The sequence below is a fragment of the Pseudomonas palleroniana genome (genome assembly GCF_022836895.1).
GTDB classification, from domain to species: Bacteria; Pseudomonadota; Gammaproteobacteria; order Pseudomonadales; family Pseudomonadaceae; genus Aquipseudomonas; species Aquipseudomonas palleroniana.
Window position 1 is genome coordinate 1,796,330 of the sequence record NZ_CP092411.1, and the last position, 22,546, is coordinate 1,818,875.

General features: G+C 58.7%; 26 protein-coding genes and 1 tRNA gene. 21 read left to right on the forward strand and 6 right to left on the reverse strand.

The window, feature by feature from the left end:
- Positions 1 to 35 precede the first annotated feature (35 nt).
- Positions 36 to 953, reverse strand: coding sequence for a putative 2-dehydropantoate 2-reductase (locus MJP36_RS08130; protein WP_244385167.1), 918 nt, complete (start codon positions 951 to 953; stop codon positions 36 to 38).
- Between the two features lie 123 nt (positions 954 to 1,076).
- Here MJP36_RS08130 and MJP36_RS08135 point away from each other — a divergent pair, with 123 nt between their 5' ends.
- Together MJP36_RS08135 and MJP36_RS08140 are read left to right on the forward strand one after the other, a co-directional pair.
- Entirely contained in the window at positions 1,077 to 1,562 is a 486-nt protein-coding gene (locus MJP36_RS08135) for a YajQ family cyclic di-GMP-binding protein (protein ID WP_060754199.1), read from the forward strand.
- Positions 1,563 to 1,697: 135 nt separating this feature from the next.
- Positions 1,698 to 2,540, forward strand: coding sequence for a mechanosensitive ion channel family protein (locus MJP36_RS08140; RefSeq protein ID WP_060754198.1), 843 nt, complete (start codon positions 1,698 to 1,700; stop codon positions 2,538 to 2,540).
- 187 nt (positions 2,541 to 2,727) lie between these two features.
- Here the strand turns inward: MJP36_RS08140 and MJP36_RS08145 are convergent, their stop codons facing one another.
- The gene (locus tag MJP36_RS08145) at positions 2,728 to 4,029 is read right to left on the reverse strand and encodes an OprD family porin (RefSeq protein WP_244385168.1); all 1,302 of its coding nucleotides are present in this window, start codon (positions 4,027 to 4,029) and stop codon (positions 2,728 to 2,730) included.
- 743 nt (positions 4,030 to 4,772) lie between these two features.
- Between MJP36_RS08145 and MJP36_RS08150 the strand changes: the two genes are divergently transcribed.
- Entirely contained in the window at positions 4,773 to 5,198 is a 426-nt protein-coding gene (locus MJP36_RS08150) for an HIT domain-containing protein (protein ID WP_244385169.1), read from the forward strand.
- Positions 5,199 to 5,201: 3 nt separating this feature from the next.
- Complete coding sequence (locus MJP36_RS08155; RefSeq protein ID WP_015885618.1) at positions 5,202 to 5,408, forward strand: SlyX family protein; 207 nt, start codon at positions 5,202 to 5,204, stop codon at positions 5,406 to 5,408.
- A 72-nt stretch (positions 5,409 to 5,480) separates the two neighbouring features.
- On the opposite strand, the gene MJP36_RS27925 is transcribed toward MJP36_RS08155, so the two are convergent.
- Positions 5,481 to 6,083, reverse strand: coding sequence for a cold-shock protein (locus MJP36_RS27925; protein WP_090368859.1), 603 nt, complete (start codon positions 6,081 to 6,083; stop codon positions 5,481 to 5,483).
- Between the two features lie 428 nt (positions 6,084 to 6,511).
- On the opposite strand from MJP36_RS27925, the gene MJP36_RS08165 reads away from it, so the two are divergent.
- The 17 genes from MJP36_RS08165 (at position 6,512) to MJP36_RS08245 (ending at position 19,752) form a co-directional block, all read left to right on the forward strand.
- The gene (locus tag MJP36_RS08165) at positions 6,512 to 6,985 is read left to right on the forward strand and encodes a Dps family protein (RefSeq protein WP_090368861.1); all 474 of its coding nucleotides are present in this window, start codon (positions 6,512 to 6,514) and stop codon (positions 6,983 to 6,985) included.
- Between the two features lie 181 nt (positions 6,986 to 7,166).
- Positions 7,167 to 7,508 carry a ribbon-helix-helix domain-containing protein gene (locus MJP36_RS08170; RefSeq protein WP_060754193.1) on the forward strand — a complete coding sequence of 114 codons (342 nt, stop codon included), beginning with the start codon at positions 7,167 to 7,169 and terminating at the stop codon, positions 7,506 to 7,508.
- 182 nt (positions 7,509 to 7,690) lie between these two features.
- Positions 7,691 to 7,912, forward strand: coding sequence for an FmdB family zinc ribbon protein (locus tag MJP36_RS08175; RefSeq protein WP_010208103.1), 222 nt, complete (start codon positions 7,691 to 7,693; stop codon positions 7,910 to 7,912).
- Between the two features lie 107 nt (positions 7,913 to 8,019).
- On the forward strand, positions 8,020 to 9,795 hold the full coding sequence (aspS, locus tag MJP36_RS08180; RefSeq protein ID WP_060754192.1) for an aspartate--tRNA ligase: 1,776 nt from the start codon (positions 8,020 to 8,022) through the stop codon (positions 9,793 to 9,795).
- A 150-nt stretch (positions 9,796 to 9,945) separates the two neighbouring features.
- Positions 9,946 to 10,692, forward strand: a complete 747-nt coding sequence (locus MJP36_RS08185) for a YebC/PmpR family DNA-binding transcriptional regulator (RefSeq protein WP_060754191.1) — start codon at positions 9,946 to 9,948, stop codon at positions 10,690 to 10,692.
- Between the two features lie 156 nt (positions 10,693 to 10,848).
- Positions 10,849 to 11,373, forward strand: a complete 525-nt coding sequence (gene ruvC / locus MJP36_RS08190) for a crossover junction endodeoxyribonuclease RuvC (RefSeq protein ID WP_025854762.1) — start codon at positions 10,849 to 10,851, stop codon at positions 11,371 to 11,373.
- Between the two features lie 67 nt (positions 11,374 to 11,440).
- Positions 11,441 to 12,052: a Holliday junction branch migration protein RuvA gene (ruvA, locus tag MJP36_RS08195; protein ID WP_003193868.1), complete on the forward strand. Its 612-nt coding sequence runs from the start codon at positions 11,441 to 11,443 to the stop codon at positions 12,050 to 12,052.
- On the forward strand, positions 12,053 to 13,111 hold the full coding sequence (gene ruvB / locus MJP36_RS08200; RefSeq protein ID WP_090368863.1) for a Holliday junction branch migration DNA helicase RuvB: 1,059 nt from the start codon (positions 12,053 to 12,055) through the stop codon (positions 13,109 to 13,111).
- Between the two features lie 139 nt (positions 13,112 to 13,250).
- Positions 13,251 to 13,706, forward strand: coding sequence for a tol-pal system-associated acyl-CoA thioesterase (gene ybgC, locus MJP36_RS08205; RefSeq protein ID WP_060754189.1), 456 nt, complete (start codon positions 13,251 to 13,253; stop codon positions 13,704 to 13,706).
- 1 nt (position 13,707) lies between these two features.
- Complete coding sequence (tolQ, locus tag MJP36_RS08210) at positions 13,708 to 14,403, forward strand: protein TolQ (protein ID WP_060754188.1); 696 nt, start codon at positions 13,708 to 13,710, stop codon at positions 14,401 to 14,403.
- 23 nt (positions 14,404 to 14,426) lie between these two features.
- A complete protein-coding gene (tolR, locus tag MJP36_RS08215) occupies positions 14,427 to 14,879 on the forward strand; it encodes a protein TolR (protein ID WP_161549410.1) in 453 nt (150 codons plus the stop codon).
- On the forward strand, positions 14,879 to 15,952 hold the full coding sequence (tolA, locus tag MJP36_RS08220; RefSeq protein WP_060754186.1) for a cell envelope integrity protein TolA: 1,074 nt from the start codon (positions 14,879 to 14,881) through the stop codon (positions 15,950 to 15,952). The genes tolR and tolA overlap by 1 nt, the downstream gene beginning before the upstream one ends.
- Positions 15,953 to 15,969: 17 nt before the next feature.
- A complete protein-coding gene (gene tolB / locus MJP36_RS08225; protein ID WP_060754185.1) occupies positions 15,970 to 17,250 on the forward strand; it encodes a Tol-Pal system beta propeller repeat protein TolB in 1,281 nt (426 codons plus the stop codon).
- A 55-nt stretch (positions 17,251 to 17,305) separates the two neighbouring features.
- Entirely contained in the window at positions 17,306 to 17,806 is a 501-nt protein-coding gene (gene pal / locus MJP36_RS08230) for a peptidoglycan-associated lipoprotein Pal (RefSeq protein ID WP_003209827.1), read from the forward strand.
- A gap of 6 nt (positions 17,807 to 17,812) precedes the next feature.
- A complete protein-coding gene (ybgF, locus tag MJP36_RS08235; protein ID WP_104994691.1) occupies positions 17,813 to 18,649 on the forward strand; it encodes a tol-pal system protein YbgF in 837 nt (278 codons plus the stop codon).
- Between the two features lie 164 nt (positions 18,650 to 18,813).
- Entirely contained in the window at positions 18,814 to 19,461 is a 648-nt protein-coding gene (queE, locus tag MJP36_RS08240; RefSeq protein WP_104994690.1) for a 7-carboxy-7-deazaguanine synthase QueE, read from the forward strand.
- 215 nt (positions 19,462 to 19,676) lie between these two features.
- A tRNA-Lys gene (locus tag MJP36_RS08245) sits at positions 19,677 to 19,752 on the forward strand.
- 105 nt (positions 19,753 to 19,857) lie between these two features.
- Here the strand turns inward: MJP36_RS08245 and pstB are convergent.
- Genes pstB through pstC form a run of 3 tightly spaced genes read right to left on the reverse strand, consistent with a single transcriptional unit; the run spans position 19,858 to position 22,501 of the window.
- A complete protein-coding gene (gene pstB, locus MJP36_RS08250) occupies positions 19,858 to 20,637 on the reverse strand; it encodes a phosphate ABC transporter ATP-binding protein PstB (RefSeq protein WP_161549378.1) in 780 nt (259 codons plus the stop codon).
- A complete protein-coding gene (pstA, locus tag MJP36_RS08255; RefSeq protein WP_244385170.1) occupies positions 20,637 to 21,509 on the reverse strand; it encodes a phosphate ABC transporter permease PstA in 873 nt (290 codons plus the stop codon). The genes pstB and pstA overlap by 1 nt, the downstream gene beginning before the upstream one ends.
- On the reverse strand, positions 21,506 to 22,501 hold the full coding sequence (gene pstC / locus MJP36_RS08260) for a phosphate ABC transporter permease subunit PstC (RefSeq protein WP_104994687.1): 996 nt from the start codon (positions 22,499 to 22,501) through the stop codon (positions 21,506 to 21,508). The genes pstA and pstC overlap by 4 nt, the downstream gene beginning before the upstream one ends.
- Positions 22,502 to 22,546 lie beyond the last annotated feature (45 nt).

A 22,546-nucleotide genomic window follows, 5' to 3' on the forward strand; every position in this document is an offset into this window, starting at 1 on the left:
CAGGTGATAGACAGGTAGGCAGGGTAGCGCGTGCCTCAGTCGCTGGCCAATCCGTGTGCACGCAAGTGCTCGACCAGGCGCGCCTGTACCTGTTGCAGGTGCGGCAGGGCCAATTGATGGCGGGCAGCGGCTTCGCAGGCGTAGCCCAGCAGGTAGCTGATTTCGGTACGGCGGCGGTTGGCCACATCCTGGTACATGGACGAGTAGTTGGCGGCGGTGGCCTGGATCACCCGTTCCACTTCACTGTGCAAATCCTCGGCAGCGGCCGGCTGGCCGCTACATTCGAGTAACTCGGTCAGCTCGGCGCACAGGGTCGCCACTTCACATTGATGGCTTTGCAGGCCGCCGTTGCGGCACTGGTACAGCACGGTCAAAGGGTTGATCGCACAGTTGAGGGCCAGCTTGCGCCAGAGGCGCGTGAGAATCGCGGTGCTCCACTCGTGGGGGATGCCCGCGGCGTGCAGGTCATCCAGCCATAGCGGTGGCGTGGGGTGGGCGGCATCGCCCAGCCACGTATAGCCATGGCCGGCAAATACCACGCGCCAGTCGCCGTCGCGGAATGCGCCTTCGGTGCTGGAGGCAAAGATGCAGCGGGCCTGGGGCAGTTGGGCTGCGACGGCGTCCTGGCTGCCGAGGCCGTTTTGCAGCAGGACCAGTTCGGCGTCCGGTACCAATCGATGTTGCAACTGGGCTACTGCGCTTTGCGCGTCGTAGGCTTTGCACGCCACCAGCAGGCGATGAATCGGTTCCGGGCTGTCAGGCGTTTCGCCGATTACCGGATAGGTGTGCGCTATGCCTTGTTCGACCAGCGTCAACCCCGGCCCCGCCCGATAGCTGGCCAGGCGTGCATCATCGCGCAGGATCAGCCGTACGGGCAGGCCAGCGCGTGCCAGGCGCGCAGCCCAGAGGGTGCCCAGGCTGCCGGCGCCGAGAATATGCCAGGTGGTCGACATCAGTTTTTACTCCGTAGGGCTGCTCGCAGTGAACGCGGCGAAAGAACCGCTATAATGCCCCGGCATTTTAGCTCGGGCGCGCTCCATCTCTACTGAGCCCGCCCCTTATATTGGAGAAATGACATGCCTTCGTTCGACGTGGTATCCGAACTGGACAAACACGAAGTCACCAACGCCGTCGAGAACGCCGTCAAGGAGCTGGACCGTCGCTATGACTTGAAAGGCAAGGGCAGCTTCGAATTCAAGGAAAAGGAACTGACCGTCAACCTGACCGCTGAAGCCGATTTCCAGCTGGAAGCGATGATCGAGATCCTCAAGCTGTCCCTGGTTAAACGCAAGATCGACGCGCAATGCCTTGAAATCAAGGATGCCTACGCTTCGGGCAAGCTGATGAAGCAGGAAGCCGTCCTCAAGGAAGGCATCGACAAAGAGCTGGCCAAGAAAATCGTCGCCCACATCAAGGATGCCAAGCTCAAAGTGCAGGCTGCCATCCAGGGTGAGCAGGTGCGGGTCACGGGCAAGAAACGTGATGACCTGCAAGAAGCGATCGCAGCGCTGCGCGCCAAGTCCTTCGACATGCCGCTGCAGTTCAATAACTTCCGCGACTGATGGCTCTGCGGGGAACCCGTCGGCGTTTTTGACGTCCCACGCCCCGGAACCTGCGCCTGCCATTGAGCCCCAAGGGGCTCATTTGCGTTTTCAGGCAGTTGATAAAGCCGCACACCGCCCAACAGGAGAAGCTACATGGATTTAAACGCAGAAGTGGATCAGTTGATCAAGACCTCGCAGTCGTGGGTCCCGATGATCATGGAATACGGCAGCCGGTTTTTACTGGCGGTGGTCACCCTGGCCATCGGCTGGTGGCTGATCAACGTCTTGACCCATCGGGTCGGGCGTTTGCTGGCGCTGCGCAATGCGGACCTGGCGCTGCAGCACTTCATCACCAGCCTTGCGAACATCGCGCTCAAGGTGATGCTGGTGGTCAACGTGGCCTCGATGATCGGCGTGGCAACCACCTCGTTCGTGGCGGCGATTGGTGCCGCGACCTTGGCCATTGGCTTGGCATTGCAAGGCAGCCTGGCGAACTTTGCCGGTGGCGTGCTGATTCTGTTGTTCCGCCCGTTCCGCATTGGTGACTGGATCGAAGCCCAGGGCACCTCGGGTACCGTCGACAGTATCCAGATCTTCCACACCGTGTTGCGCACCGGCGACAACAAGACGGTGATCATCCCTAATGGCAGCCTGTCCAACGGCATCATCACCAACACCAACCGTCAGCCGACCCGCAAGGTCGTGTTTGATGTGGGTGTGGACTATGACGCTGATCTGCAGAAAGCTCGTGAAGTGCTGCTGGAGCTGGCCAAGGACCCTCGAGTATTGGCCGACCCAGCGGCGGTAGCCGTGGTGTCGACCTTGGGCGACAGTTCGATCACCGTTTCGCTGCGCTGCTGGACCAAGACGGCGGATTATTGGGATGTGATGTTCATGCTCAATGAACTGGCGCGTGATCGTTTGAAAGCGGCAGGTATTGATATTCCGTTTCCGCAGCGGGTTATTCGTGTAATGCAGGAAAGTGCTACTAAGTAACTAAGTGTGATGCTGCAAAACTTGGCTGAACGGTCAGGTCAGGTGTGCGGGTTTTTATCTGGTTAGTTAGCTTGCTATTTTTCCAGTGAAATATAACTGCAATAAAAAAGCCGCTCCCTTGTGAACAGGGGAGCGGCTTTTTAGTTAAGGCGGATGCCTTAGGTCATCATTGTAATCAAGCGGCTAATTACAAGATGTTCAGCGGGTATTGCGCGATCAGACGCAGTTCGTCGATGGACGCCGAACCGTAGTACACGCCGTCAGACGAACGATAGGTCGCTTGACGTACGCGCAGGCTCAGGTCTTTGGCCGGGCCGCTCTGGATCACGTATTTGGCTTCGATGTCGCGTTCCCACTCTTTACCGTTCGACGTGGTGCCGGTGTTGGCGCCGCTACCGCTGACGTAACGAGTCATGAAGCTCAGGCCTGGCACGCCGAAGGTGGCCATGTTCAGGTCATAGCGAGCTTGCCAGGATTTCTCGTCTTCAGCGTTGAAGTCGGAACGGGCGACGGAGTTGGCCAGGAAAATCGTGCCGCCACCGTCTACGCCATAGCCGTAGTCACCGTCACCGCTGACCTTCTGGTAGGCCAAGGTGAATGTGTGAGCCTGGTAGGTATACGCGCCTTGCAAGCTGTAGGCACGGTTATCCAGTTTGGTGGTGCCGTCTTTTTCTGCGCGTTGCAGGCCGGCACCGTCGCTTTTGGTGCTGTAGATGTTGAAGTCAACGGCTACCGACTGATCTTTGTCGAGCGCGTGAGTCCAGTTCACGTTGGCGTAGAGCTTCTTCCAGTAGTCTTCTACTTTCGAGTAGTAGAGGCTGGTGGTGAACTCAGGCGTCCAGGAGTACACGCCGCCGACGAAGTTGGCATCGCGCAGGCCGGTACCGGTGCCTGGCTCGGCGCTGGCGATACTGTCCTTGTAGGTGTGGTCCTGGGCAACGATCGAGGTGAAGTGACCGGCTTCCAGTTTCAGGCCCTTGATCTCGTTGCTGGTGATCGAGATACCTTGCGGCAGCTCTGGCAGCAGGCGGCTGTCGTCGGATGCGAATACCGGAGCGGTGGTGTATTGGTCGCCCACTTTCAGGACCGTATCGGAAATACGGAACTTGATGGCTGCGCCACCCTTGGAATAGTCGTCCTGCGCACGGCCGTCGGAGCCGTTAGGGAACAGGCCGGTACCGGCGCGGCCCTTGCCGCTGTCGAGTTTGAGGCCCAGCAAGCCGATGGCATCGACACCGACCCCGATGGTGCCTTGGGTGTAGCCCGAGCTGAACAGACCGTGGAAGCCAAGACCCGTTTCTTCGCGGCGGCTCTGGGTGCCTGGCGCGTTGTTACGGAAGTCACGGCTGAAGTACAGAGTACGAGTCAGAATGCTGGCTGTACTGTCCTCGATAAAGCCCTTGGAATCGTCCTGGGCGGACGCCATTGCGAACTGCGAGGTGCCTGCTGAAACAGCCAGGGCGATCATGCTCCACTTCATCACGCGCATCGTGATTTGCTCCTTTGGTTTTAGGAAGAGTACTGCCGTCCCACCTGTATTTTTATCTGGGCGGCTCTTTCTTTTTTGTGTCGGCGCAAAGTTATATCACGCAGACGTTATTGACGATACTTACCCATCTATCCTTTCAGCTTCTTTACGAGGCTGTCGTAAATCGCTAGCTCCATGTCGCAAATTCACAGCCCGACTGTAACTGGGCTGACAACTTCAATACTCTTTCAAACCACCCTTCGAAGTTTGAACTCATCCTTGGCGTGCATTGAAACGCTGCTGTTTTTTATCGCGAAACACCGGCTTCCAGGCGGGTGTCGTTGCCGACGATGTGGGTGTGAATGCAACAAGCGTGCACAAAGGGGTAACCGAATGTCATTTTTTCGTGAAAAACATTACGGCCCTGTAAAAACCGCATAAGCACGGGCTTTTTACGCCGTTTGGTTTGGGCTTGACGCACGTGCCGTTTACCCCTTCGGTGGTCCATGAATCCTGTGCCAGAGCAAAACGTTACCGGTTCACACTCCTTGGTGGGTAATCGGCGGATCTCTTTGAGGCACAAGTGGGTCATTTTGGTGCAACTGCTAGCGACCAGGATCAGCGTAGCTCAACTATTTGCTTGCATCGAAACAGGGCATGAATTTTCGTCGGTTGACTCAAGGCCCAGCGCATTCGCCGTGAAGCCGCCTGCAATCGAAGGTATGCTGGGCGCCTGAAATCGACCTGCGCAACGGAGTACTCACGTGTTCGCCTTGGATCAACGCCTGCAACAAGACACGAAGGTCATAGGGGATTTCCCGCTTTGCCGCCTGCTGCTGTCCAACGATGCCCATTACCCCTGGTTCATCCTGGTTCCGCGTATTGAAGGTATCAGTGAAGTGTTTCAACTGGATGTTGCCGATCAGCAGACCCTGTGGCAGGAAACCACCGCCCTGGCGCAGCTGCTCAATGAAGGGCTGGCGGCCGATAAGATGAACATTGGTGCATTGGGCAATGTGGTCAGCCAGTTGCACGTGCATGTGATCGTGCGTAAACACGATGACGCCGCCTGGCCTGCACCGGTCTGGGGCAAGCATCCGGCGCAGCCTTACACTGAAGAGCAAGTGGCGGCTATCCGTAGTCGATTGCGCGAGCTATTGCCTGCCAGCTTCATTTTTACCCAGGATTGAACCATGGACCTGCAAGACCGCGTCACTGACCTGGAAAGCCGCCTGGCCTTCCAGGACGACACCATCGAAACCCTCAATGACATTCTGGTTACCCAGCAGCGGGCCGTCGAGCGCCTGCAACTGCAGATGACCGCGCTGCTCAAGCGCCAGGAAGAAATGGGTGGCCAGTTCGAGACGTCTGAAGAAGAAGCGCCGCCGCCGCACTATTGATCAATCGGCGCGAATAAAAAAACCGCGATCCAGCAGGCTGGGTCGCGGTTTTTTTTGCTGCGCAGGCTGGGGTCAGCGACGCGGCAGTGCAGCGATGACATCTTCGGCTTGCAGGCCTTTGTCACGGTTCATGACAGAGAACTCCACGCGCTGGCCTTCGACCAGGACGCGATGGCCTTCGCCACGGATAGCCCGGAAGTGGACGAAAATATCGTCGCCCGAGTCGCGGGAAATAAAGCCGAAGCCTTTGGACGTGTTGAACCACTTGACGGTACCGGTATCCCGGTTGGTCATGTCGTAGTTTTGCGACGCGGCCGCAGGGGACGAGCGGTAGAAGCTGATGGCCAGGTGAAGAACGATGGCGACCACAGCAATCACCAGGCTGAGCAGGATGGCCGGATGGCCGCCCACTTCAGGCATCGGTGCCAGGAGGGTGAGGGTTTGAACGACAACGGTCAGTACCAGCAGCGCGCTGACCAGGTTTTGCAGTTGATGACGCGTGCCTTTGTTCCAGTAAGGAATTACCGGTGCGAGCGCCAGGTTGAGAAGGCCGAACAAGGCCAGGTACAGGGCATCGTGTTGTTCCAGATAGGGCAGGCTTTCAGGCTGCAGGCTCGGGATAAACGACAGCAGCAAAGCTGCAACGCCCGTTAGCAGGTGGACGATTTTCAACATTTTGATTAACTCACGTTAAGACGGAACACTAAGGAAGAGCTGACCGGCACGGTTCGCTTCTGAACAATGGGAGGCGTTGAGCACGTGCGCGGGTATCAGCCTATGGGATGTGCCGCAGAAATGAACGGCCGCCCCACGTCACCTATTTAACAGCAAAGGCTGTGCCTACTCAAATCAAGCATTTCGGGGTGTTGCGGCTGCTTGGGCATTTCTGCGTCAAACGCTTGTCCTAGACAGGTGCGGGTTTTTTGAGCGGCATTTTCGGCATTTTCCTACTCCCTGAAGGCTTGCCGGTCGCGGGCCGACAAGCCGCACAGGGACGATTTGCCGCACTCCACCTCGGGAGGGCGGGCTGCACGCCGCCGGCACTCTTGCTAGAGTGGTCCTGCACCTGATCAATGAATGCTCGTCAATTGAAGGGGAAAAACATGGCAATCGATATTGGTATCAGTGAAGACGATCGTAAATCCATCGTCGACGGACTTTCACGGCTGCTGTCCGATACCTATGTGTTGTATCTGAAAACCCACAATTTCCATTGGAACGTCACCGGCCCCATGTTCCGTACGCTGCACTTGATGTTTGAAGAGCAGTACAACGAACTGGCGCTGGCGGTGGACTCCATTGCCGAGCGCATCCGTGCCCTGGGGTTCCCGGCACCGGGTGCTTATTCGATCTACGCCCGTCTTTCTTCCATCAAGGAGGAGGAGGGTGTGCCGAGCGCCGAAGAGATGATCAAGCAACTGGTCGCCGGCCAGGAAGCGGTAACGCGCACCGCGCGGGGCATCTTCCCATTGCTCGACAAGGTCAGCGACGAGCCGACGGCGGACTTGTTGACCCAGCGCATGCAGGTCCACGAAAAAACCGCATGGATGTTGCGCTCCCTGCTTGAAAACCAGTAAAGGTTAAACCCGGGTGGCGCCTTCCTGGCGCTGCCCGCTTGTTTCCGTGCACTTCCTGGCGTTGTCCTACGATTATCAACGCCGTGTCTTCTGGCTGCTCCTCGCGTCCTGCTGTTTTATAGGCCCACTGCCCAATGGGACAAGCCCATGGGCTGCTGTTTGGCAATGGAGTGTCAGGTGTATGTCACGCGGAATGGGTAAGGGAGTGATGGAGACCTGCGGTTTTCACAAGATAAAGGTCGACCCCTTCGCCAAGGGGTTCGACATGGGGCTGGCCAAACCGCTGTCGCGGTCGGTGAGGCTCAATGGGTTTTCCACCTGCCTGCGGCTTGAACAGATCTATTGGAATATCCTCACGGAAATAGCCAGGATCAATGCCTGCTCGGTCAGTGCATTGTTGTCCTATGTCGATCGGGAAGTGCACTTGCGGTATGGGGGGGTGAAAAACTTCAGCGGGCTGGTCAGGGTGGTATGCGTGGTTCACCTGTTAAAAGGCCGCGTTGCCCTCATGCCCCCCGATTAGCCTGGCGGTAGCGAAGCCGGCCCACTGTCAAGGCGGGCCGGGCTTCGGGCAGAAAGGCGGCTGCGCTGTGCCGATTTACCAGATATAATCCCGCGCTTTGCCGCGCATGCCGGCTTTCTTCGTGCTCCATGGAGCAGTGAGCAGGCGTGGCGCCGTAACGATCTGATCGCCGAGACATCTCCATGCCCATGTACGACTATCAATGTGCTTCCTGTGGTCATCAGTTGGAAGCCATTCAAAAGATCAGCGCAGCACCGCTGGTCGATTGCCCTGCCTGCCAGGCGCCTGAGCTGAAGAAGATGTTGTCGATGCCGGGCTTTCGCCTGAGTGGCAGCGGCTGGTACGAAACCGACTTCAAGACCGGTTCGAAGAAGAACCTGGCGGGCGGCGACAAAGCAGACTGAGTTGAACTCTACGCGCAGGCTCCTGCATTATCCGTCCCCTGCTTTAATGTACGGTGACGAGGCGGGCCTCCACCGAATTTCGAATTACGAGAAGTGAAACCACTACCATGATGCGCAGCCACTATTGCGGCCAACTGAACGAGACCCTGGAAGGTCAGGAAATCACCCTTTGCGGATGGGTTCACCGTCGTCGCGACCACGGCGGGGTGATCTTCCTCGATATCCGTGATCGTGATGGTCTGGCCCAGGTGGTGTTCGACCCGGACCGCGCCGAGAGCTTCGCCGCCGCCGACCGTGTGCGCAGCGAATACGTCGTGAAGATCACCGGCAAGGTGCGCCTGCGTCCGGCTGGTGCCGTGAACAAGAACATGGCGTCCGGCGGTATTGAAGTGCTGGGCTATGAGCTGGAAGTGTTGAACGAGGCCGAAACTCCGCCGTTCCCACTCAACGAATACTCCGACGTGGGCGAAGAAACCCGCCTGCGCTACCGCTTCCTGGACCTGCGTCGCCCGGAAATGGCCGAGAAGCTGCGCCTGCGTTCGCGCATGACCACCAGCATCCGTCGCTTCCTCGACGAGAACGGCTTCCTCGACGTTGAAACACCGATCCTGACCCGTGCCACGCCGGAAGGCGCACGTGACTACCTGGTGCCTAGCCGTACCCACGCGGGGTCGTTCTTCGCCCTGCCGCAATCGCCGCAGTTGTTCAAGCAACTGCTGATGGTGGCCGGCTTCGACCGTTACTACCAGATCGCCAAATGCTTCCGCGACGAAGACCTGCGCGCCGACCGCCAGCCGGAATTCACCCAGATCGACATCGAGACCAGCTTCCTCGATGAAAAAGAGATCATGGGCCTGACCGAACAAATGATCCGCAACCTGTTCAAGGAAGTGCTGGGCCTGGAGTTCGGCGAGTTCCCGCACATGACCTTCGAAGAAGCCATGCGCCGCTACGGTTCCGACAAGCCAGACCTGCGTAACCCGCTGGAACTGGTGGACGTTGCCGATCAGCTCAAAGAAGTTGATTTCAAGGTGTTCAGTGGCCCGGCCAACGATCCGAAATGCCGTATTGCCGCCCTGCGCGTGCCTGGCGGCGCGAGCATGCCGCGCAAGCAGATCGACGACTACACCAAGTTCGTCGGCATCTACGGTGCCAAGGGCCTTGCTTACATCAAGGTCAACGAGCGCGCCAACGGTGTTGATGGCCTGCAATCGCCGATCGTGAAAAACATTCCGCTGGAGAACCTGAACGCGATCCTCGATCGCGTCGGTGCCGTCGACGGCGACATCGTGTTCTTCGGGGCCGACAAGGCCAAGATCGTCAGCGAAGCCTTGGGCGCACTGCGTATCAAGCTCGGTCATGACCTGAACCTGCTGACCTGTGAGTGGGCCCCGATGTGGGTCGTTGACTTCCCGATGTTCGAAGAGAACGACGACGGCAGCTTCAGCGCCTTGCACCACCCGTTCACCGCGCCGAAGTGCTCGCCGGCCGAGCTGGAAGCCAACCCGGCGGGCGCTCTGTCCCGTGCCTACGACATGGTGCTCAACGGCACGGAGTTGGGCGGCGGTTCGATCCGTATCCACCGTAAAGAGATGCAGCAAGCGGTGTTCCGCCTGTTGGGCATCAACGAAGCGGAACAGGAAGAGAAGTTCGGCTTCCTGCTCGACGCCCTGAAGTACGGCGCGCCGCCCCATGGTGGCCTGGCGTTCGGCCTGGACCGTCTGGTGATGCTGATGACCGGCGCCCAGTCGATCCGTGAAGTGATTGCCTTCCCGAAAACCCAGAGTGCTGCGGACGTCATGACCCAGGCGCCGGGTGTGGTGGATGCCAAGGCACTGCGCGAGCTGCACATCCGCCTGCGTGAGACGCCGAAGGCTGAGTAAGGCCGCTGCGTGAAAGCGCACTGAGGTTTACGCAGTCTAAAAAGGCGCATCTTCGGATGCGCCTTTGCGTTACAAGGGCTGCACTTTAAAAAGAAAAGTCCGCCCTGGGGCGGGGTTGATAAGGTTTCTACAGAATTTCGGAGTTGTGTTATGGCTGGCCATTCCAAGTGGGCGAACATCAAGCACCGCAAAGAGCGTCAGGATGCCAAGAAGGGCAAGATCTTTACCAAGTGGATTCGTGAACTGACCGTTGCGGCTCGTCAAGGCGGTGGGGATCCGGGTTCCAACCCGCGCTTGCGCCTGGCGCTCGACAAGGCCCTCGGCGCGAACATGAGCCGTGACATCATTGATCGCGCCGTGGCCCGTGGCGCCGGCGCCGCCGACACCGACGACATGGTCGAACTGAGCTACGAAGGCTACGGCCCGGGGGGTGTGGCGGTAATGGTCGAGTGCATGACCGACAACCGCAACCGCACCGCCGCGGCCGTGCGCCACGCATTCAGCAAGTGCGGCGGCAACCTCGGTACCGACGGTTCGGTGGCTTACCTGTTCGAGCGCAAGGGGCAGATCAGCTTCGCACCGGGAACGGATGAAGATGCGCTGATGGAAGCCGCGATGGAAGCGGACGCCGACGATGTGGTGACCAACGAAGATGGCTCCATCGACGTGTTCACCTCGTTCGCCAGTTTCTACGCTGTGCGCAACGCCCTGGACGCCGCTGGTTTCAAAGGCACCGACGCGGAAATCGTGATGCTGCCGACCACCAGCGCCGAGCTGGACCTGGACGGCGCGCAGAAAGTGCTGAAGATGCTGGATATGCTTGAAGACCTGGATGATGTACAGAACGTGTATTCCAACGCGGACATCCCGGAATCCGTCGCCGAACAGCTAGGCTGAAAAGCGATGTAGGTCCATGTGGGAGGGGGGCTTGCTCCCGATAGCGGTGGTTCAGTCGACTTATGGATAACTGACACCCCGCTATCGGGAGCAAGCCCCCCTCCCACATTGGCACGTTGATGTATCAACATTTGTTTTATTCAACCCGCAGGCGTTATGACTTTAATCCTAGGTATCGACCCCGGTTCACGCATCACCGGTTTTGGCGTGGTGCAGCAGACCCCGCGTGGCTGCGTGTATGTGGCCTCGGGTTGTATCCGCACCGGTGCGGGCGAGTTGGCCGAGCGCCTGCAGATCGTTTATCGCGGCGTGCGTGAGGTCATCCAGACCTATGGCCCGGTGACGATGGGCATCGAAAAAGTGTTCATGGCAAAAAATGCCGACTCAGCCCTGAAACTCGGCCAGGCCCGTGGCGCCGCCATCGTCGCCGGTGCCGAGGAGGGTATGGAGATCGCCGAATACACCGCGACCCAGGTCAAGCAGGCCGTGGTCGGCACCGGCGCGGCCAATAAAGAGCAAGTACAGATGATGGTCATGCACATGCTCAAGCTCACCGCCAAACCGCAAATCGACGCCTCCGACGCCCTGGCCATTGCCATTTGCCATGCGCACACCCGTTCCAGTCTGCTGCCCCATGGCCTCGGCACCGCACGCAGTCGTGGCGGGCGGCTGCGTCTCTGATAGCATCAGCGCAATCGTTATTTCCGGTCAGGCTTTGATCTGACCCCAAGCTTTAAGGATCTGAACCGTGATTGGACGCTTGCGCGGCACCCTGGCTGAGAAACAGCCGCCGCACCTGATTCTGGACGTCAATGGGCTGGGGTATGAGCTGGAAGTGCCCATGACCACCCTCTATCGCCTGCCGTCGGTCGGCGAGCCGATTACGTTGCACACTCACCTGGTGGTTCGTGAGGACGCGCAATTACTCTATGGTTTCATCGGCAAGCGCGACCGCGACTTCTTCCGCGAGCTGATCCGCCTGAATGGCGTGGGGCCCAAACTTGCCTTGGCCTTGATGTCCAGCCTGGAGGTGGACGAGTTGGTCCGTGCGGTTTCGGCCCAGGACACCTCGGCCTTGACCAAGGTGCCGGGTGTCGGTAAGAAAACTGCGGAACGCCTGCTGGTGGAACTCAAGGATCGTTTCAAAGCCTGGGAGGTCGTACCGAGCATGTTCGCGCTGGTGCCGAACCAGCCGGATATGCCGGCGGCCCAGGTCGCCAGTGCAGAAAGCGATGCCGTCAATGCGCTGATTTCCCTGGGCTACAAGCCCCAGGAAGCGAGCAAGGCGGTGTCGGCCATCAAGGACAAGAACCTGAGCGCCGAAGACATGATCCGCCGAGCCCTGAAGGGAATGATTTAAGTGATTGAAGCTGATCGTCTGATCGCGGCCACCGGCCCGCGTGACCGTGAAGAAGTCCAGGACCGGGCTATTCGCCCCCTGAGCCTGGCCGAATACATCGGCCAGCCGACCGTGCGCGAGCAAATGGAGCTGTTCATCCAGGCTGCACGCGGGCGCACTGAGTCCCTGGACCACACGCTGATCTTCGGGCCGCCGGGGCTGGGTAAAACCACATTGGCCAATATCATCGCCCAGGAAATGGGCGTGTCGATCAAGTCGACCTCGGGGCCCGTGCTGGAGCGTCCGGGTGACTTGGCGGCCTTGCTGACCAATCTTGAACCCCACGACGTGCTGTTTATCGACGAAATCCATCGGTTGTCGCCGATTGTCGAGGAAGTGCTGTACCCGGCCATGGAAGATTTCCAGCTGGATATCATGATCGGCGAAGGCCCGGCCGCACGTTCGATCAAGCTCGACCTGCCGCCCTTTACCCTCGTAGGGGCGACCACGCGCGCCGGCATGCTGACCAACCCGTTGCGAGACCGTTTCGGCATTGTTCAACGTCTGGAGTTCTATAGCACTGCCGATCTGGCGACCATTGTCAGCCGTTCGGCGAGCATTCTCGGCTTGCCGCTGGACCCGGACGGTGCGTTTGAAATTGCCCGTCGGGCCCGGGGCACGCCACGGATTGCCAACCGCTTGCTGCGCCGGGTTCGCGACTTTGCCGAGGTGCGGGCCAAGGGGCATATCACCAAGGCCGTCGCGGACCTGGCCTTGAACCTGCTGGATGTGGATGAACATGGCTTCGATCACCAGGATCGGCGTCTACTCTTGACCCTGATCGAGAAGTTCGACGGTGGCCCGGTCGGTGTGGACAGCCTGGCGGCTGCGATCAGTGAAGAGCGTCATACCATCGAGGACGTGCTCGAGCCGTACCTGATCCAACAAGGTTACATCATGCGTACGCCAAGAGGGCGAGTGGTGACGCGGCATGCCTATTTGCACTTTGGGCTAAACATTCCGTCACGATTGGGCGAGATGCCTGTAGTAGACGAATTTCTCGATGCAGTGGACGATTAAAAGCTTCACGCCAGACGATTTATCCGAGGTTTGTGCTGTCCTAGTGGCTGGTGTCGTCATTCAGTCAGTAGAAATGTTTCAGACAACGAAAAAACAGTTGCCCAGCCGGATTGGCAACCTGAGGAGTAAGCACTAGAGTATGCGCGCGCAAAACGGGGATCAGTCGTTCGTACATCGCTGTCGCGTTTATTACGAAGACACCGATGCCGGCGGCATCGTGTATTACGTCAATTACCTCAAGTTCATGGAGCGGGCCCGCACCGAGCGGCTACGAGAGCTGGGCTTTGCCCAATCCGAGCTGGCGGGAGAGGACCTGTTGTTTGTCGTGCATTCCAGCGAGGCGCGCTATCACGCGCCGGCGCGGTTGGACGATGAGCTGCTGGTAAGCGCTGAAGTAATCGAATTGAACCGTGTCAGCCTGCGTTTCAAGCAGCAGGTCAGGCGGGCTACGGATGCAACGCTGCTCTGTGAGGGGCAGTTCCTGGTGGCCTGTGTGCGCACCAATAGTTTGAAACCCCGGGCCATTCCCGAAGCTCTGCGTGCGGCCTTTGCCGGCGTAAGCGGCGCGGGTAAACAATCAAAGCAGGAGATTTAGCGTGGAACCTACCGTCGTCGACCATTCCTCCATGTGGAGCCTGGTCAGCAATGCCAGTGTCGTGGTTCAACTGGTCATGCTGACCCTGGTAGCCGCATCGGTTACCTCTTGGGTCATGATTTTTCAGCGCAGCAATTTGCTGCGTGCCGGTCGACGTGCCCTGGAGAGCTTTGAAGAGCGCTTCTGGTCGGGTATCGACCTGTCCAAACTGTACCGCCAGGCCGGCAGCAACCCGGACCCGGACTCGGGCGTCGAGCAGATCTTCCGCGCCGGTTTCAAGGAGTTCTCCCGTCTGCGCCAGCAGCCAGGTGTTGACCCGGAAGCGGTGATGGAAGGCGTGGCCCGTGCCATGCGCGTCGCTATCTCCCGCGAAGAAGAGAAGCTGGAGCAAAGCCTGCCGTTCCTCGCCACCGTAGGTTCCGTCAGCCCGTACATCGGCCTGTTCGGTACCGTATGGGGGATCATGAACTCCTTCCGTGGCCTGGCCCAGGCGCAGCAAGCGACCCTGGCCACCGTGGCCCCGGGTATCGCCGAAGCCCTGGTCGCCACCGCGATCGGCCTGTTCGCTGCCATCCCCGCAGTAATCGCCTACAACCGTTTTGCCGCTCGCGGCGAAAACCTGATTGGCCGTTACTACACCTTCGCCGACGAGTTCCAGGCGATCCTGCACCGTAAAGTGCACACCAGCGAAGAATAAGCAGGTACTTCCCGATGGCTTTAATCACTCGAGCTCGAACCAAGCGCAAGCCGGTCGCCGAGATGAACGTGGTGCCTTACATCGACGTGATGCTGGTGCTGCTGGTGATCTTCATGGTGACCGCGCCGATGCTCAACCAGGGTGTGAAGGTTGACCTGCCCAAGGTTTCCAGCGAAGCCTTGCCCCAGGACAACAACACCCAGGTGCTGACCATTTCGATCAAGTCCGACAAGACCTATTACTGGAACCTTGGCAGCGAAGTCGACACGCAGAAGCAGCAGGACAAGGCGATGACCTTGCCGGCGATGACCGATGCGGTGACCAAGATCATTCGCGCAGGCAACGAAGGCGGCAAGCACACCCAGGTCTTCATCCGCGGTGACAAGGCGGTCGACTACGGCTCCGTCATGGGTGCCATGGGCGGGCTGCAGAAGGCCGGCGTCGGTAACGTTGGCTTGATTACCGAGGCGCCCTGATGCAGCAACAGCGAGAGCCGTCCGCCTCGGAAAGCTACTTCTGGCCTAGCGTCTGGGCAATCGCCCTGCACGTCCTGGTGTTTGGCATGCTGTTCGTAAGCTTTGCCATGACCCCGGACCTGCCGCCAGCCAAGCCGATCGTGCAGGCGACCCTGTATCAGCTGAAATCGAAAAGTCAGGCCACCACCCAGACCAATCAGAAGATTGCGGGTGAAGCCCAGAAGTCGGCTGCGCGCCAGACTGAAGTCGAGCAGATGGAACAGAAGAAGGTCGAGCAGGAAGCGGTGAAGGCTGCTGCGGAACAAAAGAAAGAAGAGGCGGCTCAAAAGGCCGAGGAATCGAAAAAGGCTGACGAAGCCAAGAAAGCGGACGAGGCGAAAAAGGCTGATGAAGCCAAGAAAGCCGAGAAAGCTGCCGAAGCGAAAAAGGCCGAAGAGAAACAATTGGCTGATATAGCCAAGAAGAAATCTGAAGAAGAAGCCAAAAAGGCTGCCGAAGAAGAGGCCAAGAAAAAGGCCGCTGAAGAGGCCAAGAAAAAGATAGTCGAAGACGCGAAGAAGAAAGCCGCCGAAGACGCCAAGAAAAAAGCTGAAGCAGACGAGGCGAAGAAGAAAGTCGCCGACGAAGCGAAGAAGAAAGCTGCCGCCGACGCCCAGAAGAAAAAGGCCCAGGAAGCAGCACGTAAATCCGCCGAAGAGAAAAAGGCCCAGGCCTTGGCAGATTTGCTTTCCGACACGCCTCAGCGTCAGCAAGCCCTGGCCGATGAACGTGGTGATGAAGTCGCGGGCAGTTTCGACGACCTGATTCGGGCACGGGCAGCAGAAGGCTGGACACGTCCACCTTCGGCACGCAAAGGCATGACAGTAGTGCTGCAGATCGGCATGTTGCCGGACGGTACGGTGACTTCGGTCAGCGTGGCCAAGTCCAGTGGTGACGGTTCGTTCGACAGTTCAGCGGTTGCCGCAGTCAAGAATATTGGCCGGTTGACCGAGATGCAGGGAATGAAACCAAGCGACTTCGCTCCCTATCGTTCATTCAAGATGACATTCACACCTGAGGATCTAGCCTTGTGAGAAACCTTCTTCGAGGAATGCTTGTCGTTATTTGCTGTATGGCAGGGATAGCGGCGGCGGATGAAAAGAACATCCTGGTCACCAGCGGTAGCGATCGGGCCACTCCGATCGCGGTGGTACCGTTTGGCTGGCAGGGCGGCAGCGTATTGCCGGACGACATGGCCCAGATCGTCAGCGACGACCTGCGCAATTCCGGTTACTACGCACCGATTCCGAAAGGCAACATGATCAGCCAGCCGACCCAGGCCAGCGAAGTCATCTTCCGCGACTGGAAGGCCGTGGGCGCCCAGTACCTGATGGTCGGCAGCATCACGCCGGCCGGCGGTCGCCTGCAGATCCAGTACGCATTGTTCAACGTGGCCACCGAGCAGCAGGTCCTGACCGGCAGCGTTTCGGGCACCGCCGAACAACTGCGTGACATGGCTCACTACATCTCGGACCAGTCGTTTGAAAAGCTCACCGGTATCAAAGGTGCTTTCTCGACACGCCTGCTGTACGTAACCGCAGAGCGTTTCTCGGTAGACAACACCCGTTATACCTTGCAGCGTTCGGACTACGACGGTGCTCGCGCCGTGACCTTGCTGCAATCGCGTGAGCCAATCCTGTCGCCGCGTTTTGCGCCGGACGGCAAGCGTATTGCCTATGTGTCGTTTGAACAGAAACGTCCGCGTATCTTCGTCCAGCACATCGATACTGGCCGTCGTGAGCAGATCACCAACTTTGAAGGCCTCAACGGTGCCCCGGCCTGGTCGCCGGATGGTTCGCGCCTGGCATTCGTACTGTCCAAGGACGGTAACCCGGACATCTACGTGATGAACATGGCTTCGCGCCAGATCAATCGCGTGACCGCAGGCCCTGGCATCAACACCGAACCGTTCTGGGGTAAGGATGGTTCGACCATCTACTTCACCTCCGACCGTGGCGGCAAGCCACAGGTCTATAAGGCGAACGTGAATGGCGGGGGCGCAGAGCGCGTTACTTTTATCGGTAACTACAACGCCAACCCTAAGCTTTCGGCCGATGAAAAGACGTTGGTGATGATTCACCGTCAGGATGGTTTCACTAATTTCCGGGTTGCGGCCCAGGATTTGCAGCGCGGAACCGTAAAAATCCTTACAGATACCAACCTTGATGAGTCAGCCACTGTTGCGCCCAACGGCACCATGGTAATCTACGCCACCCGCCAGCAGGGCCGGGGAGTCTTGATGCTCGTGTCCATTAATGGACGTGTAAGGCTCCCGCTTCCTACCGCACAAGGCGAAGTCAGAGAACCATCCTGGTCCCCTTACCTGAACTGACGCGGCGCTACAAAAAGATTTGCTTAACACACTGGGGTTCATTAGGAGTTTCACGATGGAAATGCTGAAGTTTGGTAAGTTTGCTGCTCTGGCTCTGGCTCTGTCCGTAGCCGTTGGTTGCTCGTCTAAAGGCGGCGACAATGCCGGTGAAGGCGCAGCTGTTGATCCAAACGCTGGTTACGGCGCTAACACTGGTGCAGTTGACGGCTCCCTGAGCGAAGAAGCTGCTCTGCGCGCTATCACCACTTTCTACTTCGAATACGACAGTTCTGACCTGAAGCCAGAAGCCATGCGCGCTCTGGACGTTCACGCCAAGGACCTGAAAGCTAACGGCGCTCGCGTTGTTCTGGAAGGTAACACTGACGAACGTGGTACTCGTGAGTACAACATGGCACTGGGCGAGCGTCGTGCGAAAGCCGTTCAGCGCTACCTGGTACTGCAAGGTGTTGCTCCAGGCCAACTGGAACTGGTTTCCTACGGTAAAGAGCGTCCAGTTGCTACTGGCCACGACGAGCAGTCCTGGGCTCAAAACCGTCGCGTCGAACTGCGTAAGTAATTCGTCATGCGAACGTGCCGTCGTGCTCTGACTGTATTGGCTCTCAGCCTCGCGCCGCTTGCGGTGTGGGCTGCGGTTCCTGTGGAAGATAGCAACTCTGGCTATAACAATAGCGGGAGCAGTTATCCGCCGGCAGGTTATGGCACGAACGGCGCCTATGCTGGGGGAGCGGCTACGTCCGCCCCCTCGGCACAGGGCGAACTGTTCAACCAGCTGCAACGCATGCAGGATCAAATTGCGCAGCAACAAGGCGCCATTGAAGTACTGCAAAACCAAGTGAACCAGCTGAAGCAAGAGGGCCTGGAGCGTTACCAGGATCTTGATCGACGCATTGGAGCCGGCGCTTCACCAGCCGCTACTCCTGATAATTCTTCTACCGGTGGCGCGCCAAGCGCTGCCGCCGGTGGTGCAGCAGCAGGGGCCGCGGCTGCCAGCCAAGCCCCTGCCGCCAGCGGCGAACCGGGTGATCCGGCGAAGGAAAAGCTGTATTACGATGCAGCCTTCGACCTGATCAAGGCCAAGGATTTCGATAAGGCCAGCCAGGCTTTTACCGCATTCCTGCGCAAATATCCGAACAGCCAATACGCGGGTAATGCCCAGTACTGGCTGGGCGAGGTCAACCTAGCCAAGGGTGATTTACAAGCAGCGGGCCAGGCGTTCGCCAAGGTCAGCCAACTGTACCCCAAGCATGCCAAGGTGCCGGATTCGCTGTACAAGCTGGCTGACGTAGAACGCCGCCTGGGTCATGCCGACAAGGTCAAGGGCATTCTGCAGCAGGTGGTTGCCCAATATCCGGGCACTTCCGCCGCACAGTTGGCCCAACGGGATCTGCAACGCTTGTAAGCCATGCAGCCGTTTAGAAGAAACCCGCGCCTGACGCGGGTTTTTTCGTTAGAATCCACGCCCTTTTATTGAAACACGCTTCCTGGGGTTGACGCGTTGTCGCAATCCCTTGAAGTGCCTGACGGAGGCGGACAGCCTGTTTAGCTGTTACGCCCGTGGCGACTATGCAAGACACATTACGCATTACCGAAGTTTTTTACTCTTTGCAGGGTGAAACGCGAACTGCTGGCCTGCCCACCGTATTTGTACGGTTGACCGGCTGCCCTTTACGTTGCCAATACTGCGACAGCGCCTACGCCTTCAGTGGCGGCACGGTGCGCACCCTGGACGACATCCTGGAGCAGGTTGCGGGTTTCAAGCCGCGCTACGTCTGTGTGACGGGTGGCGAGCCCCTGGCTCAACCCAATGCTATCCCTTTGCTCAAGCAGCTATGTGATGCCGGTTACGAGGTCTCGCTGGAGACCAGTGGCGCCCTGGATATCTCGGCCGTTGACCCGCGTGTAAGCCGCGTGGTCGATCTCAAGACCCCAGGCTCCAAGGAAGCGCACCGCAACCTGTACGCGAACATGGACCTGCTGACGCCTAACGATCAGGTCAAGTTCGTGATCTGCTCCCGCGAGGACTACGACTGGGCGACCTCCAAGCTGATTCAATACGGCCTGGAGCGTCGGGCGGGCGAGGTGCTGTTTTCGCCAAGCCACCATGACTTGAACGCCCGTGATCTGGCTGACTGGGTCGTGGCCGATAACCTGCCGGTGCGCCTGCAGTTGCAGTTGCATAAATACCTGTGGAACGACGAACCAGGTCGCTGACAGGGTTGGTCGCTCTGCTTATCAAAAAGGGCGCGGTCATCCTGCTACCGGCCTGATGATGCCGGCCGTGCTTGTGGGAATAGAACGCCTGCCGACGGCGTGCGGAAGGCGTCAAAACGGCCGGAATTACGCACCCTACGCATTATTTCTGATTTATTTTAAATAAAGTGTTGAATAGTCCTTAAAAATCAGTATTATACGCGCCACCACACAGCGGGTCGTTAGCTCAGTTGGTAGAGCAGTTGGCTTTTAACCAATTGGTCGTAGGTTCGAATCCCACACGACCCACCATATTTGGCGGTTTAGAAAATCCGGAAGGCCCACGAAAGTGAGGATTTCCGGGTTTTTTTTTGCCTTGTGAATAAGCGCCGCCTGCAATGGGCGGCGCGCAGGGTTTCAGCCAAACCGCCCGGTAATATAGTCCTCCGTCTGCTTCATCTTAGGCTTGGTGAAGATTTCATCGGTATTGCCATACTCAATCAATTCCCCCATGAACATGAACGCGGTGTTGTCCGATACCCGCGCCGCTTGCTGCATGTTGTGGGTCACGATGATCACTGTGTATTGGGTCTTCAGTTCGGTGATCAGTTGCTCGATGCGCCCGGTGGAGATCGGGTCGAGTGCCGAAGTGGGCTCGTCCAGCAGCAATACCTGCGGGCGCAGCGCGATGGTGCGGGCGATGCACAACCGCTGTTGCTGGCCGCCGGAGAGGCTTTGTGCGCTTTGGTTGAGTTTGTCCTTCACTTCATCCCACAGGGCGCCGCCGCGCAGGGCCTGCTCGACGCGTTCATCCATTTCCCGCCGTGAGAGCTTTTCGTGGTGGCGTACGGCGTAGGCAATGTTGTCGTAGATCGACATCGGAAAGGGCACGGGTTTCTGGAAAACCATGCCGACGTGACTGCGCAGGCGGTTCATCGAGTAGCCGGGGGCGAGGATGTTCTCGTTATTGAGCAACACTTCGCCACGGGCCTCCTGCTTGGGGTACATCGAGTAGATGCGGTTGAACACGCGCAACAGCGTGGATTTGCCGCAGCCCGAAGGACCGATGATGGCGGTGATGCGTTTTTCCGGGATATCCATGTCGATGGATTTCAGGGAGCGTTGCTGGTTGTAGAAAAACTCCAGCCCACGGACTTGGATTTTGGTTTTTTCGGGTTCGATACGGGTGGTGTCCATCAGTGGGACCTATTGCGTAAAAGAATCAGGCGAGAGATCAGGCTGAGTACCAGCACGAACAGCGTCAGGACCAGGGCGCCGGCCCAGGCAAGCGAGTGCCAGTCGTCGAATGGGCTCATGGCGTACTGGAAGATAACCACCGGGACGCTGGCGATCGGCTTGAGCAGGTTGCTGCTCCAGAACTGGTTGCCGAAGGCGGTGAATAGCAGGGGCGCGGTTTCCCCGGTGATCCGGGCCAGGGCGAGCAGGATGCCGGTGACGACACCGGCCTTGGCCGCTCGCAACACGATCTGCAGTGTCAACTTCCACTGCGGCACACCGAGCGCCAGGGCCGCTTCGCGCAGGGTCGAGGGTTGCAACTGAAGCATTTCATCGGTGGTGCGCACCACCACTGGAATCACCAGCAGCGCCAGGGCCAAGGCACCGGCGATCGCGGAAAACCCCAGCTGGTGATGGCTCAGTTGGTTCAGCGGCAGAATAACGGCGGTATAGACAAACAACCCCAGCACGATCGACGGGGCTGACAGCAGGATGTCGTTGATAAAGCGCACCGTGGTACCCAGGCGCGAGTGCCGTGCGAATTCCGCCAGCCAGATGCCGGCCATCAACCCGATGGGCGTGCCGATCAGCAAGGCAATCCCGGACATCAGCGCACTGCCGTAAAACGCGTTGGCCAAGCCACCTTCGGTACCGGGTGGTGGCGTCATCTGGGTAAACAGGCGCAGGTTGAGGGCCTGGAAGCCATTGATGACGGTGGTCAGCAGAATCCACGCCAGCCACAGCAAACCGAAGGCTGTCGCGCCGCAGCTGAGGAACATGGCCACGGCGTTTTTCAGCGCACGTTTGCGGTACAGGCGTTCGTTGGTGTTCATAGGCCCTCCTTGCGCGACAGGCGCATCAGCAGCAACCGCGCCGCCGCCAGCACGACGAAGGTCACGATAAACAGCAGGAAGCCCAGGGCGATCAGCGCGGAACGGTGCAGGTCGGTGTAGGCCTCGCTGAATTCATTGGCGATCACCGACGCAATCGAGCTGCTGGGCATCAACAATGAGGCGGAAAACTGTTGCGCGTTGCCCAGTACGAAGGTGACGGCCATGGTCTCGCCAAGGGCGCGGCCCAGGCCGAGGAAGATGCCGCCGACCACTGCCGAGCGCGTATAGGGCAGGACGATGTCCCACACCACTTCCCAAGTGGTGCTGCCCAAGGCGTAGGCCGATTCTTTCAATTGCGTGGGCACGCTGCGAAACACTTCATGCATCACCGACGTGATAAACGGCATGATCATCACCGCCAGCACGATGCCGGCGGTCAGCATGCCGATCCCCAGTGGCGGGCCCTGGAACAGCGAGCCGACAAAGGGCAGGGCACCCAGGTAGTCGTTGATCAGCGGCGAGAGATGTTCGGCCATAAAGGGCCCGAACACGAACAGGCCCCACATGCCATAGATGATCGAAGGAATACCCGCCAGTAATTCGATGGCTGATGCCACCGGCATCTTCAGCCAGGGCGGCGCGACCTCTGTGAGGAAAATCGCAATGCCGAAACTCACCGGAACGGCAATCAGCAAAGCCAGGAACGAGGTGACCAACGTGCCGTAAATCGGCACCACGGCACCAAAGTGGTTATTGACGGCATCCCACTCGGTGCTGGTAAGGAAATCGAAACCGAAGGTCTTGAACGCCAAGCCTCCGCCCCAGAGCGTGGAGGCTGCAATGGCGCCCAGCAACACCAACACCAGCATGGCTGCGCCAAACATCGAGCGCTTGAACCACAGGTCGTGGCGTTGATCGCGGGCGGCGCGGCTGTCGCCCCGTGTGTCGCTCGCGTGAGTAGGCATAACCAGGGGTTGGACCGTGTCGTTCATATCAGATGTACTCACCGCCTTCCTCGATCACCGCAAGTGAAGGAG

Bases quoted from the DNA above. Each gene is read 5' to 3' on its own strand.
- MJP36_RS08130 (WP_244385167.1), bottom strand. From the start codon at position 953: ATGTCGACCACCTGGCATATTCTCGGCGCCGGCAGCCTGGGCACCCTC.
- MJP36_RS27925 (WP_090368859.1), bottom strand. From the start codon at position 6,083: ATGTTGAAAATCGTCCACCTGCTAACGGGCGTTGCAGCTTTGCTGCTG.
- MJP36_RS08170 (WP_060754193.1), top strand. From the start codon at position 7,167: ATGTCACGCGGAATGGGTAAGGGAGTGATGGAGACCTGCGGTTTTCAC.
- ybgF (WP_104994691.1), top strand. From the start codon at position 17,813: ATGCGAACGTGCCGTCGTGCTCTGACTGTATTGGCTCTCAGCCTCGCG.
- MJP36_RS08165 (WP_090368861.1), top strand. From the start codon at position 6,512: ATGGCAATCGATATTGGTATCAGTGAAGACGATCGTAAATCCATCGTC.
- queE (WP_104994690.1), top strand. From the start codon at position 18,814: ATGCAAGACACATTACGCATTACCGAAGTTTTTTACTCTTTGCAGGGT.
- MJP36_RS08145 (WP_244385168.1), bottom strand. From the start codon at position 4,029: ATGCGCGTGATGAAGTGGAGCATGATCGCCCTGGCTGTTTCAGCAGGC.
- ruvC (WP_025854762.1), top strand. From the start codon at position 10,849: ATGACTTTAATCCTAGGTATCGACCCCGGTTCACGCATCACCGGTTTT.
- pstB (WP_161549378.1), bottom strand. From the start codon at position 20,637: ATGGACACCACCCGTATCGAACCCGAAAAAACCAAAATCCAAGTCCGT.
- aspS (WP_060754192.1), top strand. From the start codon at position 8,020: ATGATGCGCAGCCACTATTGCGGCCAACTGAACGAGACCCTGGAAGGT.
- tolA (WP_060754186.1), top strand. From the start codon at position 14,879: ATGCAGCAACAGCGAGAGCCGTCCGCCTCGGAAAGCTACTTCTGGCCT.
- tolB (WP_060754185.1), top strand. From the start codon at position 15,970: ATGCTTGTCGTTATTTGCTGTATGGCAGGGATAGCGGCGGCGGATGAA.
- MJP36_RS08140 (WP_060754198.1), top strand. From the start codon at position 1,698: ATGGATTTAAACGCAGAAGTGGATCAGTTGATCAAGACCTCGCAGTCG.
- ybgC (WP_060754189.1), top strand. From the start codon at position 13,251: ATGCGCGCGCAAAACGGGGATCAGTCGTTCGTACATCGCTGTCGCGTT.
- pstC (WP_104994687.1), bottom strand. From the start codon at position 22,501: ATGAACGACACGGTCCAACCCCTGGTTATGCCTACTCACGCGAGCGAC.
- pstA (WP_244385170.1), bottom strand. From the start codon at position 21,509: ATGAACACCAACGAACGCCTGTACCGCAAACGTGCGCTGAAAAACGCC.
- MJP36_RS08155 (WP_015885618.1), top strand. From the start codon at position 5,202: ATGGACCTGCAAGACCGCGTCACTGACCTGGAAAGCCGCCTGGCCTTC.
- MJP36_RS08135 (WP_060754199.1), top strand. From the start codon at position 1,077: ATGCCTTCGTTCGACGTGGTATCCGAACTGGACAAACACGAAGTCACC.
- MJP36_RS08175 (WP_010208103.1), top strand. From the start codon at position 7,691: ATGCCCATGTACGACTATCAATGTGCTTCCTGTGGTCATCAGTTGGAA.
- MJP36_RS08185 (WP_060754191.1), top strand. From the start codon at position 9,946: ATGGCTGGCCATTCCAAGTGGGCGAACATCAAGCACCGCAAAGAGCGT.
- pal (WP_003209827.1), top strand. From the start codon at position 17,306: ATGGAAATGCTGAAGTTTGGTAAGTTTGCTGCTCTGGCTCTGGCTCTG.